The organism is Paenibacillus sp. FSL L8-0333, from assembly GCF_037965665.1.
Lineage (GTDB): Bacteria > Bacillota > Bacilli > Paenibacillales > Paenibacillaceae > Paenibacillus_AQ > Paenibacillus_AQ odorifer.
The window spans coordinates 524,559-542,563 of sequence record NZ_CP150186.1 but is presented as its reverse complement, the minus strand read 5'-3'; the positions used below and the strand labels follow the sequence as shown (position 1 = coordinate 542,563).

At 45.8% G+C, this 18,005-nt stretch carries 9 protein-coding genes; 4 read left to right on the top strand and 5 right to left on the bottom strand.

The features are described 5' to 3' along the window. Position 1: 1 nt before the first annotated feature. Positions 2 to 2,335: a ribonucleoside-diphosphate reductase subunit alpha gene (locus NYE72_RS02375; RefSeq protein WP_036682582.1), complete on the top strand. Its 2,334-nt coding sequence runs from the start codon at positions 2 to 4 to the stop codon at positions 2,333 to 2,335. A gap of 285 nt (positions 2,336 to 2,620) precedes the next feature. After that, positions 2,621 to 3,652 carry a ribonucleotide-diphosphate reductase subunit beta gene (locus NYE72_RS02370; protein ID WP_036682584.1) on the top strand — a complete coding sequence of 344 codons (1,032 nt, stop codon included), beginning with the start codon at positions 2,621 to 2,623 and terminating at the stop codon, positions 3,650 to 3,652. 179 nt (positions 3,653 to 3,831) lie between these two features. Here the strand turns inward: NYE72_RS02370 and ssuE are convergent, their stop codons facing one another. Next, positions 3,832 to 4,380, bottom strand: a complete 549-nt coding sequence (gene ssuE / locus NYE72_RS02365; protein ID WP_036682586.1) for an NADPH-dependent FMN reductase — start codon at positions 4,378 to 4,380, stop codon at positions 3,832 to 3,834. Between the two features lie 401 nt (positions 4,381 to 4,781). Here ssuE and serS point away from each other — a divergent pair, with 401 nt between their 5' ends. Further along, positions 4,782 to 6,068, top strand: coding sequence for a serine--tRNA ligase (gene serS, locus NYE72_RS02360; protein ID WP_036682588.1), 1,287 nt, complete (start codon positions 4,782 to 4,784; stop codon positions 6,066 to 6,068). A 418-nt stretch (positions 6,069 to 6,486) separates the two neighbouring features. Further along, positions 6,487 to 12,777, top strand: coding sequence for a 5'-nucleotidase C-terminal domain-containing protein (locus NYE72_RS02355; RefSeq protein ID WP_339211237.1), 6,291 nt, complete (start codon positions 6,487 to 6,489; stop codon positions 12,775 to 12,777). A gap of 104 nt (positions 12,778 to 12,881) precedes the next feature. Here the strand turns inward: NYE72_RS02355 and NYE72_RS02350 are convergent, their stop codons facing one another. From NYE72_RS02350 to NYE72_RS02335, 4 genes are all read right to left on the bottom strand, one after another. Beyond that, positions 12,882 to 13,520: a histidine phosphatase family protein gene (locus NYE72_RS02350; RefSeq protein ID WP_076103855.1), complete on the bottom strand. Its 639-nt coding sequence runs from the start codon at positions 13,518 to 13,520 to the stop codon at positions 12,882 to 12,884. Positions 13,521 to 13,557: 37 nt separating this feature from the next. Beyond that, positions 13,558 to 14,361: an AAC(3) family N-acetyltransferase gene (locus NYE72_RS02345; protein WP_036682594.1), complete on the bottom strand. Its 804-nt coding sequence runs from the start codon at positions 14,359 to 14,361 to the stop codon at positions 13,558 to 13,560. Between the two features lie 73 nt (positions 14,362 to 14,434). After that, a complete protein-coding gene (locus NYE72_RS02340) occupies positions 14,435 to 15,994 on the bottom strand; it encodes a response regulator (protein WP_339211234.1) in 1,560 nt (519 codons plus the stop codon). After that, positions 15,991 to 17,901, bottom strand: a complete 1,911-nt coding sequence (locus tag NYE72_RS02335; RefSeq protein WP_081384018.1) for a sensor histidine kinase — start codon at positions 17,899 to 17,901, stop codon at positions 15,991 to 15,993. Before NYE72_RS02335 ends, NYE72_RS02340 begins: the two co-directional genes overlap by 4 nt. Positions 17,902 to 18,005 lie beyond the last annotated feature (104 nt).

Genomic DNA, 18,005 nt, shown 5'->3' with positions numbered 1-18,005 from the left:
CATGCCGCAATTCGTAGTAAAACCGGATAATCGCCAACTGGCTTTTGATGAGAACCGTCTTTCCGTCTACGCTGACCGTATTCTGGAAGGTCTCGATCAACTAAATAAAGAAACTTTGCTGCGTGGAGTGAATTCCAAACTGCGTCGTGACTCGGTAAGCGGAGAAGAAATCAGCAACGCCTTCACCATGAGCGCTCTAGAGCTTGTAACAAAAGAAGAGCCTACCTGGAAGTTCGCAGCTGCCCGCGCCCTTCTGACAACCCTTTATAAAAAAGCTGCTGTTCATCGCCGCTACAAAGCTTATCCAGAAGAGCCTTACGGTGAATTGTATCCACTAATTACGGATCTCGTGAAAAAAGGAATCTATCGCGAAGAACTTCTAAGTCATTACACCAAAGAACAAATTATCGAACTAGGTGGGTGTATCGATTATACACGCGACCTTTTGTTTGACTATATCGGTCTGCTTACGCTATCCGACCGTTATTTGGCGCATGATTTTGACGGCCGTGTGATGGAGCTTCCACAAGAACGTTATATGATTATTGCCATGTACCTGATGCACCGTGAGCCAGCTGAGAAACGTCTTGAGCTTGTAAAAGAAGCTTATTGGGCTATGAGCAACATCTACATGACTGCTGCTACACCTACAATGTCTAATGCCGGCAAAAAGGTCGCTGGACAGCTATCCAGCTGCTTTATTGATACTGTAGACGATTCCCTAGAGGGTATCTTTGACTCCAATACAGACGTAGCACGTCTAAGCAAAATGGGTGGCGGCATCGGCGTTTACCTTGGAAAAGTACGGGCACGTGGTTCGGATATCCGTGGCCACAAGAACACAAGCTCCGGCGTAATCCCTTGGATTCGCCAGTTGAACAATACAGCAGTCAGCGTAGACCAGCTGGGCACACGTAAGGGTGCTGTAGCTGTTTATCTTGATGTATTCCATAAAGATATTCTCGCTTTCCTTGATCTTAAGCTGAACAACGGTGACGAGCGTATGCGTGCACATGACGTGTTCCACGGGGTCTCCCTGCCTGACCTGTTCATGGAAGCTGTAGAATCGCGCAGCCACTGGAACCTCTTCTGCCCTCATGAAGTGAAAAAGGTCATGGGCTGGACTGATAAAAATGGCCGTCCACTAGGATTGGAAGATTTCTACGATGAAGAGCTTGGCAAAGGTACTTTCCGTGAAAAATATGCTGAAGCTACAGCGAACCTGGAATTATCCCGGATCACTGTTCCTGCGATCGACATCATGAAACGGATTATGAAATCACAGCTAGAGACGGGTACACCGTACATGTTCTACCGTGATACCGTGAACCGGACCAACCCAAACCGTCATCAAGGTATGGTTTTCTCCTCCAACCTGTGCACAGAAATTATGCAGAATCAGTCTGCAACAGTAATTGAACAAGAAGAATTAGTAACTAAAGATGGCCAGACCCGGATCGTTATTTCCAAAATCCCTGGCGACTTCGTAGTCTGTAACCTGAATTCGATTCACTTGGCACGGGCGATTCCAGCTGGCGTATTAGAAAGACTTGTTCCGATCCAAGTCCGTATGCTTGATAACGTAATCGACATTAATAATATTGAAGTTCTGCAGGCACAATACACGAACAGCCAGTACCGCGCAGTAGGTCTTGGCACATTCGGCCTGCATCATCTATTGGCACTCAAGGGCATTCGTTGGGAATCCGATGAAGCCGTAGAATATAACAATCATTTATATGAACATATCAACTACCTGTTGGTTCGTTCGAGCATGGAGCTCGCCCGTGAAAAAGGCCGTTATCCGAAATTTGCTGGCTCCGATTGGGAGACTGGCGCATACTTCACTTCCCGCGGGTATGTTAGCGGTGAGCAAGAAGGTAAATATGTAACGACTGAGCAATGGCGCGAGCTGCAAGAAGAAGTAGCTAAGGACGGCGTGCGTAACGCTTGGATGTTCGCCATTGCGCCAAATGGATCTACATCGATTATTGCCGGCTCCACCGCCAGCATTGATCCGCTGTATGAACTGCTATCCTATGAAGAGAAAACAACTTATAAGATCGCTAACCCAGCACCGGATCTGTCCGACAAAACGATCTGGTACTATAAGACAGCATTTACAATTGACCAAAACTGGTCGATCCGCATGGCTTCTGCTCGCCAGCGTCACGTCGATCAAGGCCAAAGCTTTAACCTGTATGTTCGTCCTGACATCAAGGCTACCGAGTTCCTGGAACTGCATCTGAATGCCTGGAAGGGCGGCTTGAAATCAACTTATTATGTGCGTAGCCGTGCTTTGACTATAGAAGAGTGTGAATCTTGCGCTAGCTAATTATCTTAGTGCCCTGAATAGAAAAACGATGATGAATTTCGTAACTGCGAGGAATGTTTGGGCTTCCGGCCGCTGTTGTCATCAGATGTCTTGATCTTTACCGCTATTAGCGGATGACATCCGATGACAGCATATGCTTTCGATGCGAGCTTTCCTACGGAAAGCTTTCGGGCGAACGCTGACGCTCCTACAGCTCCAAACTTCCTCTCCGTTACTCCATCACCGTCTTTCTATGAACAAGACACCAAAGAAAGATTACCCGCGCAAAAAATGGAGGGAAAATAAATGCAACTACAAAAGATTTTTAATACTGAAGCACCTAACCAATCCACACGCATTATCGACGGTGAATGCTCAGGTATTCTGAACTGGAACGATATTCGCATGCCTCATATGTACAAGCTGTATAAGGTGTTGCTTCTTAACCACTGGATCGCGGATGAAATTCCAATGTCCAAGGATGCGCAACAATTCCCGATGCTGGATGCCGAGGAACAACGCGTATTTAAGATTAATATCTCCTTACTCGCTGTGCTGGATTCGATGCAGACGATGTTCGTGAGCGACGTGAAGCGTTATTTCACCGATTCCTCTTTGGAAGCTATCTCCGCTATTATCGGGCAGCAAGAAGTGGTGCATAACCAATCCTATTCCTATGTTCTATCCTCTATCGTGTCGGAGAGTGAGCAGAAGGAAATTTTTGAATATTGGAAAAAAGACCCTGTCCTGCTGGAACGCAATCAGTTTATCTCTGATATTTATCAAGAGTTCCGTGATAACCCTACGAGACAGACCTTTTTCCATGCGCTGGTAGCAGATCTCATCTTGGAAGGGATTTTCTTCTACAGCACTTTCGCCTTCTTCTACAATCTGGCCCGTGACCAGAAGATGATGGCGACCAGCCAAATGATCTCTTATATTCAACGTGACGAGAATCAGCACTGCTACTTCTTCGCAGAAGTATTTAAGCAGCTGCTCGTAGACTTCCCTGAGCTAAACACCAAAGAAAACATGGATTACGTATACCGTACCATCGACCGCGCGGTAGAGCTCGAAACCAACTGGGCTTACTACACACTTACTAACGTGCGTGGCATTGATCTTAACGAGCTTAGCGACTACATCAAATATACAGCGAACAAACGTCTGACTTTGATGGGTATGGAAAAAGCTTACCAAGGTGTTGACGTTAACTGTATGCCTTGGATCAAACCATTCTCCGATGATGCGCTTAATGCTACCAAAACTGACTTCTTCGAAGCCAAGTCCCGCAACTATGGTAAGGTTGGCGACGATAACGGATTCGACGATTTGTAAGACCGGATATATACAATCCCTATATAAAAAAGAGGCCATTCTCTACTTTCTTAGTGAGATGGCCTTTTTGCTATAGCTTATATAATGCAAAAAGCGCCCCTCTCCCCTGGTATCAGGTATGAAAGAGACGCTTATACATTTGTTATTAGCACTAAGCACAGAAGGCTTGCTACTTAGTCTTATGCCTTGCGTTCCACACGATGTGTAGTTTCTTCAGCAAGCTCATCTAATGCATCGTTCAGGCGCAGCTTCAGCTCCTCAGCAAGCTCTACCACTCCGTGATCATTACGAACCACTTGAGAATCCACGGCATAAACGCCGCCAAGAATGTAACGTGCGCCCAGTACGGACAACACAGGTTTCAATGCGTAATCAATTGTGAGCAGATGTGCAAGACTGCCGCCCATGAACAGCGGGAGTACAACTTTTCCGGCCAATCCCTTTTGTGGAACCAGATCTAAAAAGGTCTTCAGCACACCTGTATAAGAAGCTTTATAAACCGGGCTAACCACGATTACCGCATCAGCTTCCGCTACAAGGCCATTGGCTTTGACGATAGACTCACTTTCAAACTTAGTGTGAATCAAATCCTCCGCGGGTAGTTCTGCTACGTTAATACGCTCAACCTCGAAGCCCTGATTGGTTAAGCTGGCCTCCGCATATTCTATAGCTGCATTGATACGCGATACCAGGGAAGGCGTTCCGTTAATCACAACAATTTTAGCCACTTTTCCACCTCTTCCATCCCACTTAAGCAGCTCACACTGCTTTATTTATTATCCCGACAAAATTACTTTAAATTAATACTAATCCTAACGTAGAATTGATATTTTTGTCAAACCATAACCACTTGCGCTCCTCCCGCTCTTAAGTTATACTAAGCAACAATATTAAATCCAACAATCAGGCCAATGATCGGCATCCAACCGTGAGGCGTCTGCGACCGGAGTCTACAACAACTCCCTAAGTTCACCGGGTTTCGCCCGTTACCGCGAAGACCAAAGAGGGTCGGATTGTTCCTGCAGTTAAGGAGATTCGATCAACCTGGGTGGCACCGCGAGCTGACGCTCCTCGTCCCATGGATGAGGGCGTTTTTTGCGTTTTTTTAACCAAAAAGGAGCGAAACGGTATGCTGGATATGAACTGGATCAAAGACAATCAGGAACTTGTAAGAAACATTACGGCTTGGAAAAGAGTCGACTTCCCACTGGATGAACTGCTGGAATGGGATGAGAAACGGCGCGAATTGCGCCAAGATACGGAACAGTTGAGAGCCCAGCGTAACGGCCTGACCAAAGAGGTTGAACGACTTTTACGACAGGGTGACAGCGTGGCAGGAGAAGCAGTTAAAGAACAAGTAAGAGAACTGAACAACCGCCTGAATCTCTATGAGGCAGATCTAACTGAAGCAGACCGGCGCTGTGGAGAACTCATGCTGCTCGCACCAAACCCTGTATCGCAGGATACACCGATCGGTCATGATGATAAAGATAATGTAGAACTACGACGAACCGGAACGTTGCCGGAATTCGGCTTTACACCGCGTGATCATGTGGAGCTAGGCGAGCTCCACGATATCATCGATATCCCCCGTGGTGTCAAAGCAGGCGGCCCACGCAGCTATGTGCTGAAGGGTGCAGGCTTGTTGTTACATCTCGCTGTACAGCGGCTGGCCATTGATGTACTGACTGCCCGCGGCTTCACGGTGATGGATGTTCCCGTGATTGTCCGTCCGGAAGCGCTGGAACGTACGGGCTTCTTCCCCGGCGGGATGGATCAGACCTATGAGCTAAATGGAGACAATCGCTGGCTGGTAGGCACATCGGAGGTGTCGCTTGTTTCGCTGTATAGCGATGAGATTGTCGAACTGGATTCGCCAATGCGGCTCGCCGGAATGTCGGCCTGCTTCCGCCGTGAGGTAGGATCGGCGGGACGGGACGTGCGTGGCCTGTACCGTGTTCATCAATTCTCAAAAATTGAACAAGTTATCGTATGTCGGAATGATGAGGGCGTATCGGAGGGCATGCTGCAGGAAATTCTTGCGAATGCAGAGCATATTCTACAGCTCTTGGAACTCCCCTATCGGATCATGGCTGTCTGCACAGGAGATATGTCCCTGAAGACACATAAGCAGTATGACATCGAGACTTGGATGCCAAGCAGAGATGCCTACGGAGAGACACACTCGGCTTCCAACCTGCTCGATTTCCAGGCTCGTCGCTCGGGCATTCGTTACCGGGATACAGACGGTAAGCTGCAATACTGCCACACCTTAAATAACACCGCAGTGGCTACACCAAGGATCCTAATTCCGCTGCTGGAGAATCATCAACTGGAGGATGGATCCATTTACATTCCGCAGGCACTGCGTAAATATATGGATGGAATTGAACGGCTTGAGCTTCCGCACCAGTAATACTGTGTTGTCCAAATAGATTTTAAATTAATAATGCCCTTCCACTTCTCGATAAGAAGCTGGAGGGGCATTATTTTTGTTCCGATACATTCAATATAATTTTAATCTCTATTGTTTTCCCTATGTAAAAATTAACAAAACTCTAGAATAAATTTGTCGTAATCCATACTGAATTCAACAATATACATAACATGCAATTAACATGTTGGTGCTCTATTAACCATAAAAATACTAGATTTATTATTAATATTGTATTTAAGCACTGTTTTTATACTAAAATCACAACATTTCAATTTTTAGATTTAATTGATGCAAACTTTAATTTATATTCATGTAAGACAACCTTTCATTTTACATTTGAATGCTAAGATTTAATAGGTTGTAAATAAAAGATTCGAGGGGAGAATGACTTATCCAAATGATTATTTCTTCAAGAGTAAGAAAATGGTTCGCTACTGGACTGGCAATGTTAATGGTTGCCGGCAGTGTGTTACCAGCTGTCCAGACTGCCGAGGCAGCACCGGATAATAGCAACATTGTTATCTCGCAGGTCTATGGTGGTGGTGGAAACGGCGGAGCGGAGTTTAAAAATGATTTTATTGAATTATACAATCCTACGAATCATCCAGTAGATTTGACTGGATGGAAAGTTCGGTATACCTCAGCGGCCGGAACCTTTAGTAGTGGAACAGACTTAAATGGAACTATCCCGGCAAATGGATACTTCCTTATTGAGGAGGCCGCTGGAGCTGGAGGAACTAGCGACTTGCCTGCTCCTGATGTTAGCAAGGGAATCCTTGCTATGAGTGGTACAAATGGCAAAGTCGACCTCGTTGATAAATCAGGTACAACGATTGATTTAGTTGGCTACGGAACAGCCACAAATGTCGAGGGAATTGCGACCGCTGCTCTCTCCAATACGACAGCCGCTATCCGTAAAGCTGCGGCTGATGCACCGGTAGACAGCCGCGGTCTAGATACGGATAACAACTCTACGGATTTTGTTGTCCAAGCACCAAGTCCACGAAACAGCAGCTACGGTACATTACCTGAATTACCGGAGACTGCTAGTTCCGTATTAGCTTCACCAGCCTCTAATGCCTGGCCGGTAGGCACAGAAATATCTTTAAATTCTCCAACGGTTGGAGCATCCGTCTATGCAGCTGTTTATGGATCAGGTGGTTCAACTAATTTTCAACCTTACACAGGGCCTATTACCTTAACTGAGGACACTACGATTAAAGCGTATGCTTCAGAACCAAATATGCCAGACAGCCCTGTATCGACTTTTGATTACACCATTCTGGCCAAAACAGATGTTGCAACAGCACGCCTTGCTAGTAAAGGTCAGAATATTTTAACAGAAGGTATCGTAACTCACATTAATGCAGCAAAAATGTATATTCAGGATGAATCTGGCGGGATCGTACTTTATGGATTTCCAGAGTTCGCAAACGTTGGAGATCGTGTTGAAGTAAGCGGCACAATGGATATCTACAGCAATCTGCAAGAAATCAAATTCCAAAGTGGACTTCAATACAATGTAGCTGCACAAAATGTTGGGGTGCCTGCACCAAAATTGATCGCCGCAACTGACTTGTCTGCCGCGAACGGCGAAAGCCACGAAGCTCAGCTGGTAACTATGAATAATGTGACCATAGACAATGTAAATGGCAGCACGGTGACTGCTAGCCAAGGTGGACAACAATTCACAATTTTTTCAACCCTGCCTAAACTAGTTAAGGGTAAAACCTTTGACAATATCACTGGGGTTATCGAGCAATATAATACGACTTATCAATTCATTCCACTTAACGAAAATGCTTTGGTGGAAGAAACTTTTTCCGTTATGGCCAGCCCTGGCGCAGGTCGCATCATCAAAGGAAGTTCTGTGACCCTTTCCAGCCCTACTCTTGGAGCACAGATTTACTACACGACCAACGGAACTGAACCAACAACAGCAAGTAAACTTTATTCAGATCCGATTACAGTTAATCAAGATCTTACCGTCAATGCAATTGTCGTAGCAGATGGCAAGACAAGTAAGGTTTATACCTTTGCTTATAAAGCGTCTGAACTCCCTCGTATACATGATATTCAAGGAGAATCTCATGCTTCTGAGTATACAGGTCAGAACGTTTCTGATGTAGAAGGCATCGTTACCCAATACGGGTACACCTTTGCAACTGGCGCTTATAGAGGTTTCTTTATGCAAGATCCTCAGCCAGACGATAATGTAAACACTTCGGAAGGTATTTTTGTATACAGCACTAATTCATCCCTTAAACCTCAAATTGGAGATTTAGTCCAAGTTAGTGGAGCTATTTCCGAATACAACGAAGGTAACGCAAGTAATTTAACCTCTACTCAAATTACTATGACTTCAATAAAAGTGGACTCCTCTTCAAGTTATACTGTGCCGGTGCCTGTTGTACTTGGTAAAGGCGGGAGAGCAATTCCGTCTACCATAATTGACAATGACGGCATGGCTAATTTTGAGCCTAATGAAGATGCAATTGATTTCTACGAATCGTTAGAAGGTATGCTAGTCAAGCTCCCTACCCCTACGATTATCAGTCCTTATTGGACAAGTGGTAGCGGAAATTCTATGCTCTATAACATCCCTACAAGAGTAGAAAATGATACACCTGATGTCATCACACCAGCTGGTGGATTAGTTCTCAAAGAATACAACCAATACAATCCTCAGCGCCTCATCATCGCTTACGGAAATCCGGGGCAAGAAGTCATCACCGGAGATAAGTTCGCTGGAGATGTTACTGGTGTCATCGGATACAACAACGGTAACTTCAAAGTGATTCCGGAAAACGGTAAGCTTCCAGCCATCACTCCAAGTACCTTTAAGCAAGAAACAACTACTCTTGAAGTCAATGATAGTAAGTTGTTGATTGCATCGTATAACATTGAAAACTTCTACCCCGGTGTCGGAGCAACAAAAATCCAGAAACTAGCCGACTCCATCACAAACAATATGAAAAAACCTGACATTATCGGCGTTGTCGAAATGCAGGACAGCAATGGTGAAACCAATAATGGAATCACTGAAGCAAGTGCAGCCGAACTGATTAAAGCCATTGAAACCGCTGGCGGTCCCGTATATAAATACACAGACATCGCTCCGGAGAACAATATGGATGGCGGTGCCCCAGGCGGAAACATTCGCGTAGGATTCCTGTACAATCCAGCAAGAGTACAGCTTGCAGACAGTGTGAGCGGACAAAAAGGTACAGCTACACAACCCGTTGGATATAATGCAGCGGCAGATCAATTGACCTACAATCCGGGCCGAATTGATCCAACAAACTCTGCCTTTGCAAGTTCACGTAAACCCCTTGCTGCACAGTTCGTATTCGGTGGCGAAACAGTAATTGTGATCGCTAACCATTTCAATTCAAAAGGCGGCGATACCGGTCCTTTCGGAAACGTTCAGCCCCCTGTATTGTCCAGTGAAACACAACGCCATAAAATCGCGGCGGTCGTAAACGGATTTGTCAAAGAGGTTCTGACTGCAAATCCTAAAGCCAACATCGTAGCTCTTGGTGATTTGAATGACTTCCAATTCACTAAAACTGCAACCCTCTTAAAAGGTACAGAACTAGACAATTTGATCGATACATTGCCTTTAAATGAGCAGTATACGTACACCTATGACGGAAACTCTCAAGTGCTAGATCATATTCTTGTCAGTAAAAATCTAACGGCTTCTTCTAAAGTAGATGTCGTTCATCTAAATGCCGACTTCTCACCATCGAATGGCCGGGTATCCGATCATGATGCGGTTTTGGCACAGATTGATTTTAATACTGCTGAAGACTTCCCACTAACCATTCTGCACACCAATGATACACATGCAGGATTAGATACTGTCAGCTCGCCAAACAACATCTTACGCCGTGTAACAGCAATCCAAGATGCCAAGGCGACTACAGAGAATCCTATTCTTGTAGACGCAGGTGATGTGTTCTCCGGAACGCTTTACTTCAATAAGTATCTGGGTCAAGCAGATCTGGCCTTTATGAATCTGGTCAAATATGATGCTATGACTTTCGGTAATCATGAGTTTGATAAAGATTCAGATGTACTGTCCAAATTCATCGGCAACGCTAAGTTCCCATTCGTCTCCTCCAACGTGAACTTCTCAGCGGATGATATTCTTAGCAAAATGTTCACCAATGAAATCGGCCGGTCAGGTAATGCTGGAACCATCTACCCTGCGCTGATCAAAGAAGTAGACGGCCAACAGGTCGGCATCATGGGTCTGACGACAGAAGACACGGCGAACATTGCTTCACCAGGTAAAGTGACCTTTGAGAATGCCTTCGCTAAAGCGGAAGCAACGGTCGCTATGCTTGAAAAAGAGAATGTTAACAAGATCATTGTTCTCTCACACCTTGGCTACGAAGAAGATCTCAAGTTAGCCAAAGCTGTTAACGGCATTGATATTATCGTTGGGGGGCACAGCCACACGCAACTGAATCAAGCCGTTGTTGATAACAGCGATCCTAACGCACCGAAGCTTATTGTACAGACCGGTGAAAAAGGTCTTTTCCTTGGACAACTTGAAGTTAAATTTAACCAAGATGGCGTACTGACCGATTGGAAAGATCAATTAATCTCCATCGATGCTAAAAACGGCACTAACTACGTTATCGCCGAGGACCCAGAAGCCAAAAAGATCCTGGATACGGAGTATAAGCCGGGTATTCAAGAACTAACCAATGAGGTAGTAGGAAATTCAGAGGTTGTTCTAAACGGCGTTCGCGATAATGTGCGCACAAAGGAAACTAATCTTGGTAACCTGATTGCCGATGGCATGCTTTATGCAGCTCAAAAAGCGGGCACTAATGCCGTAATCGCCCTGCAAAACGGTGGCGGTATTCGCGAATCCATCAACGAAGGACCGATCACACAAGGCGAAGTACTCGGCGTACTTCCATTCAACAACGATCTGGTTACGATCACTTTGACTGGACAAGAAATTAAGGATGCCATGGAGAACGGGGTTTCCAAAACGCCGGCAGCAGACGGACGTTTCCCACACGTTGCAGGGTTGAAATTCTATTACGACTCTACGAAACCTGTGAACGAACGTGTACTGCGTATTGAAGTGAAAAACGGGGATAAATACGTCCCTCTGGATCTGAACGCATCCTACGAAGTAGCTACGAATGCTTTCACAGCTAAGGGTGGAGATTTCTATACTTCACTTGAAAAGGCCTATAAAGAAGGTCGCGTGAATCTGCTGTACCTACCGGACTTTGATGTATTTACGAAGTATCTGCAGAAGGTTGGAACGGTCACTGCGAACACTTCCGCCGTTGAGGGCCGGATTGTTGATCTAAAAGGTGCACCGCTGCCGGAGACAAATCCAACTCCGACACCAGACCCAACACCAGTACCAACACCAGATCCAACTTCAGTGCCTACATCAGTACCAACATCGGCTCCAACAGTACCTACCGCTACAGCTACACCATCACCAACTGTTGCTCCAACTGCAGCACCAATTGCTTCAGCACAAGTAACAACAATTGATGCTGCTGATCTAACCAAACAACTTGCTGAACTGCCAGCGGGTAGTCAAGAGCTGGTTATTCCGGTTAAAGCTACTACAGGCGGCGCTCAAGTAGTACTTCCAGGCAGTGTGCTTGTAAAACAAGCAGCAGCACAGCCTAACACAGTTCTCACCTTTACTACTGATGGCGCTTCTTATTCCTTGCCACTCCGTGTTGTAAACAGCGCAGCACTTGCCGCTCAATTAGGCACCAGCGACTTTACAATTACGGTATCTATTCTACTAGCGAATTCGGGAACACTAAGCAGCACAAACCAAGCTATCGCATCACAGCTAGGTAATGCTACTTTAGCTGCTCCAGTAATCGAATTCAGCGTTTCAGCGCAAGCCGGAAGTAAGAGTGTGCCGCTGAACAATTTCGGCAGTACTTATGTTAATCGGACGATCAATGTACCTACTTCTTTAAATTCAAATAACGCAACGGCAGTGGTCTTCGATCCTGCTTCAGGTAAGATCTCCTTCGTGCCTGCTATCTTTGTTCCTAAAACAGATGGAACAACGGACGTTACGATTAAACGGAACAGCAACAGCTACTACACCGTTGTTAAGTCTTCCAAAACGTTCGCAGATATTAACGGACACTGGGCTAAATCATCCATTGATCTATTAGCTACCAAACTAATTGTCAGCGGAACAAGCAACGATACGTTCTCTCCTTCACAGTCGATCACACGTGCTGAGTTCGCCACATTAATTACGCGTTCTCTGGGACTTGCGACAGGTAATGGTGAGACCACATTTAAAGATGTAAACTCAAGTGCTTGGTATGCTGATGCTATACGCACCGCAGCAGAAGCCGGTTTGATTTCCGGTTATACCGATGGCAGCTTTAAGCCGGGTAGCCCAATCACTCGCCAGGAAATGGCCTCGGTATTAGCGAAAGCCATCAAGTACACAGGTAAAACCTTAAATGCCGATCCTGCGGCACTGGCTAAATTCAGTGACGCAGCAAGCATTCCTGCTTGGTCTCAAGCAGCAGTAGCAGAAATCGCTGCTGAGGGAATTATCCAAGGAGCAACAGACGGTTCCTTTGCTCCACAGAAGCTGGCAACTCGTGCCGAAGCGGTTACGATGCTGGAGAAGACATTGAAATCTCTCCAGTTTATCAACTAGCAAAAGCTGATCTCCAGCTCTGAAGACAAAAAGGCGGTTTCCCGAGTGCGTAATGCACCCGAGGAACCGCCTTTTTAATAAACCAACCTGATCTGTAGGAAGTGTTATGATTCCATCCCAGCTTCACTCTCTTCGTAATGGCTCGTATCCCCATGCAGCAGGATTTCCGGCACACCATCCGTAAAATCAACCCTGCATAAGCAGGTCGGATAAATGTAAGGCAGATCCCAGAGCTTAGGCAGCGCTCTGCCCTCAAAATAGGCCATTAACAGCTTAATCACTACTGTATGTGTGACAATAAGAATGGTCTCACCTTGATGGTTAACGAGAATTTCCTGAAGCTTACCCAGCGCCCGTGCCTGCACCTCTGCGAAGGTCTCACTGCCCTCCACTTTAAACTGCTCAGGGTCTTGCCAGAAATTGCGATGCTGCTCCGAATACTCGCTCTCCAGCTCAGTAGAATCACGGCCTTCCCACACACCCATGCCAATCTCTTTGAACGCCTCAGAGGTCTTAAGCGGAGTACTCCGCTCTCCACGAATAATCTCAGCTGTGCGCAGCGCCCTTGGGCTGGGGCTTGCATAGATGACATCCAGCTGTTCAGTGCGCATTCCCCGGCTCAGCCATTCTGCCTGTTGCACACCAAGAGCCGTCAGTTCAGAATCCATATGTCCCTGCATCCGATGCTGCACGTTCCATTCCGTTTGACCATGCCGGGTTAAAAATATCGTTGTTGTACTCATGCCAGCTTCTCCTTCCGTTTCCCCTATCCAATGAGTTTTACTTCCTGTTCTGTTCCATCCAGTTCACTGCATAATCAACGATTTCCCGTTGCGGAATCAATTGAGCGGTTGCCGAAGCAACCTGTCCATATGTAATAAGTCCCGTCTCTTGTCCAAACTGATCTGCCAGCTGAACGAAATCGTCAGAATCCCAATCCAGCTCCTTAAATTCAACCCACTGTCTAACTCCATCCACCATAATGGGCGCCCCGCCAAGGGTTTCCTTCTTGCCAGCATAAGATGCGCGGCATTCGGCAAGATGCAGGGAAGTATTATTAAGATTGCCTACACCCAGCAACAGTACATGTCCGCCCAGATCGTAAATACGAGCCAGCGGAGAATCTTCCCCCAGGCCCATTTCAAGCGAATGACCATACATAATTTCATCTCTATGCTTGCCCCAAGCGGCAAACGAATGTATCGGATGGTCACTACGTTTTACTCCTTTTTGTTTACGGAAGCAGTCCGGAATAACCCCCATTCCTCTAAGCTGGGTCAGATCTGGATCATAAGCCGGCATCTGCTCGCGGATACTCTGCCACCACGCCTCCGGCACCGGTGGGTTGCTCCAGCCTGCGGGATCAGTCAGGTCACTGGAATGTGTGGGCATTACTAGCGTGCCAGATTCTCCGAGGACCTCCTCCAATGCCAAAATAACAGCGACCGGGCCCCCGGCTACCCATTGGCCTAACGATTTAAAAGAAGAATGCAATAAAATCGTCATGCCCGCCTTAACGCCCAGTCGACGAAAATCCGCTGCTAATGTCTGAACCGTAATCAAATTGCCTTGTATTTCTTCCACCCTTCATTCCTCCAATGAATCTTCTCAAATCCATTATATAGGAGGGCCGCTTCTAAATGCATCTTCAAAAGCCTCAACACTCTTCGGATACTATTTTCGCTCTATAATCACCTGGGGAAATCCCCTCCAGCTCTTTAAAAACACGGGCAAATTGTTTACTGTTCTCGAAGCCTACCTCTTCTGAGACTGTTGCGAGCTTACCGCAGCCTTTTGCCAATAGCTCTTTAGCATGACGGATGCGGACCTTTTTTAAATAGATAACAAAATTCTCACCGGTATATGCCTTAAAGGCTTCGCTAAAATAAGAATAATTCAAGGATACATGATTGCTGACCATAGCCATATTCAGTGGACGGGCGTAGTTGGCTTCAATATAGCTCAGTGCCTCTTCCATATCCGCATGCTCGGTATGCGCGGACCTTACGCCTACAATGTATTCATTCACACTCAAGAGTAAGTTCTCCAGCGCACGATAATATTCGTGGAAATGACGATAGTTGTACATATTGCCTACCGTACGATACAGCTTCAATACCTCTACCGAGGCTTCGCCATGCACCCGAAACACTTCATCCAACACCAGCTCGTTTACATTCTGTCCCACGGACTCCAGATAAGCTAGGTCCAGTTCCTTCAAATGCTCAGTTTGAAAAATCACAGATAGAAGATGCTTCATCTCCTTCTCGCGTTCTGTTCCCAGCATATTGAGCAGCTTGCGAAGCTCCTCCTTAGGTAACGGAAAGTTAGACCGTCCCTGGCCAACATCCCCATAATCCAATAAACTCACTTGCGGATATAAAAAAGTATATTGCAGTGCCCGGCATGCTTCCTTATAACAGGAACGGAGGTCCTCAAGACTTCCTCCTTCGCTGCTAATCCCAATCGATAATCCCTTTATTTCCTTAGCTTCAGCTTGTCTGGACAGCTCCATAAAATCCTGTTTTCTACTCCCGATCAAGACTAATTTGCCATCCCAATCCGTTGTGATTTCCGAGAAAAACTTTTCAAGCGGTCCGATCAATCGTTCCGCCAGTCCCTGAACATCCCCCGACTTCATTCTTGTTCCGTCATTGTAATAGTAATTCAACACACCAACTGTAAAAGGTGCTTGCAGATCACTTAGCCACTCTTGCTGCTCACGCTCCAGCTGAACCTCCTGCTGCATAAGCAGTCCCCGTAAACGACTAGACCGCAGTTCCCTGCGGAAGTGTTCCGTTTCCTGTTCCAGCTGCCTTGCGCTGAGATCCTGTTCTTCCTGTTCCTTATCGATATTCTTCAAAATTGCGAACAACTCATCTCGGCGAATCGGCTTCAGCAAGTAATCCTTTACGCGATAACGAATCGCGCTTTTGGCATATTCGAAATCATCATACCCGCTTAAGATCAGCACTGCTGGGCTTTTCTCACCACTTGTTACCTTAGATATCTGCTCCAACAGCGTAATTCCATCCATCACTGGCATACGTATATCTGTAATAATAATATCTGCACCTTCGATCTTAAATATATCGAAACCCTCTGCGCCATTACTCGCCATTGTGATGGTATACACGGACGGAAATTCTCTTTCTATCATAGTCTTGAGACCGTAACGGATATTCTTTTCATCATCAATGATCAGTAGCTTCTTCATAGTTGTTTTTCTCCTGTCAAAAGAACTTTCGGCAAGGTCAGACGTACCATCGTCCAACTCCCTGCTTCACTCTGTACTACAAGCCCATATTCATCACCATAAAAGATTTGCAGTCGCTGATGTACATTCCTCAGTCCAATACCACCTGTTCGGCGGTCAACATCCCTCTGTTCTGAAGCACTCTCACAGCGCTCATCTTTCGCATAAATCGCCTCGTTCAAAGCAACCAAACGCTCTGGAGTTAAGCCGATGCCATTATCACGAAGCTCTATGCAAATATCACCTTCCGTTTCCGAAATATGAATATGAATGTTCGGGTCCTGTAAATTCTCTTTCCCGTCGCACCAAGCATGCTTAACACTGTTCTCTACAATAGGCTGCAGTGACATTTTCAGCACCTCCAGCTCCAAATATCGAGGTTCAATATGAAGCACTAACTTAACCGGATATTCAAAACGAATATTCATCACTTCAATGTAATTTTCGATATGGCGGACTTCATCCCGCAGCTTCACATACTCTCCGGACCATTTAAAATTATAGCGCATCATCCCACCCAGCGAAGTCAGTGCGTCCGAGATCGTTCGCTGGTTCTCAATTTCAGCCAGCATTTTTATATTTTCCAGCGTATTATATAAAAAATGTGCGTCAATCTGGTTATGCAGCGTACGCAGCTCTGCCTCTTTAGACAACGCCTGCTTGCTCACTGCCTGAGCCACCAACGTATTGATGGTGTTCATCAGCTTGGAGAAATGATGGGCAAGCTCCCCGACTTCCCCTCCACCACGAATCATTATTCCAGTGTACGCTTCACCTCTGCGCACTTTTTTCATCGTTTCGGTCAATCTACGTAGATTTTTTAGAATAAAGGCATTTGTCACATAAGCGATCAGCGTTAGTAAAGTAATAAAACCAACATTGGCTCCAATGATTAAGTTGCGCGTGCGGGAGATATCCTTCATCACTCCCTCCATTGACACTACATTTAGCAAATAAGCATCAATTCGTTCTAGCGGAGTGTTAATTAACAAAAACGATTTACCATTCTCCGAGTAATTACTGTCCCATTCGCCAGTTTCCCGGAACTGCTTATACCGTTCTGCAATCATATCAGCCATCTCTAGATTATCCTGCAAAAAAGAGTTGTCCGGCCTGGTGAAAAGCTGCAGCTCACTATCCACAAGGAACATCTGGGTCTGATTATCCCGTACATCTGTATACGTCTTGGGTGTAAACCGACTCAGCAGCATATCCACCTGCACCATGCCGATATGATTGTCTGCTGGCCGACTCTTCTCACGCAGCAAAGAAACCTTTGGCAGACTCTCCGTCGGTGCTCCCAAGTATCTCTGCATCAAATCCGGATCACTTTTCTGAAAAGACCAGTATTCCTGCCCTTTCAATTGAAGCGCTTTCTGAAACCATGGGGTGGAAGAAACTCGCTCTTCGCGAAAGATAATCGGCCAAATTTCATGCACCTTATTGCTTCTCGAATACAGCCGTAAATGCTCAATATTCGGATTATTAAATTGAATACGAGTCATATTCACATAGGCATTTGTATTAAAATCAACCAAATCTACTAGCTGCGGCTCGGTTTCATTCGCTAAGAATTTTTCTACTTCAGCATCAGAATAAGCCATTTGTGCCGCCCGTTCCATCGCCTCAATCTGATTATGAATGTGCAGCTTCTCCATTTGCGACAAATAATCATTTTTCTCGACGGCATCGCGGAGATAGGTATTATTAATGGCTTTATAGGAATAGACAGAAACCAGCATACACGGGCCTAAAACAATAAAAACATAAGCTGCAATTAAACGGCTCTGAAGAGATCTCCGCCCCCACCAATAACTAAAAGAATGCCATAATGCTCTGATTCGATCTCGCCTATTCACTTTATACACTTCTGTCCTGTCCACCTCGCTAAAATAGTGAATATTCAAATACTTAATAACTATTCCTTATTATAATTCGAAAATAACCCAAAAGCCCGCAGTTAGCGGGCATT

What these genes read in the sequence shown, in the direction of transcription:
- NYE72_RS02375 (WP_036682582.1), top strand. Translation starts at nt 2, where the DNA reads ATGCCGCAATTCGTAGTAAAACCGGATAATCGCCAACTGGCTTTTGAT.
- NYE72_RS02370 (WP_036682584.1), top strand. Translation starts at nt 2,621, where the DNA reads ATGCAACTACAAAAGATTTTTAATACTGAAGCACCTAACCAATCCACA.
- serS (WP_036682588.1), top strand. Translation starts at nt 4,782, where the DNA reads ATGCTGGATATGAACTGGATCAAAGACAATCAGGAACTTGTAAGAAAC.
- NYE72_RS02355 (WP_339211237.1), top strand. Translation starts at nt 6,487, where the DNA reads ATGATTATTTCTTCAAGAGTAAGAAAATGGTTCGCTACTGGACTGGCA.
- NYE72_RS02350 (WP_076103855.1), bottom strand. Translation starts at nt 13,520, where the DNA reads ATGAGTACAACAACGATATTTTTAACCCGGCATGGTCAAACGGAATGG.
- NYE72_RS02340 (WP_339211234.1), bottom strand. Translation starts at nt 15,994, where the DNA reads ATGAAGAAGCTACTGATCATTGATGATGAAAAGAATATCCGTTACGGT.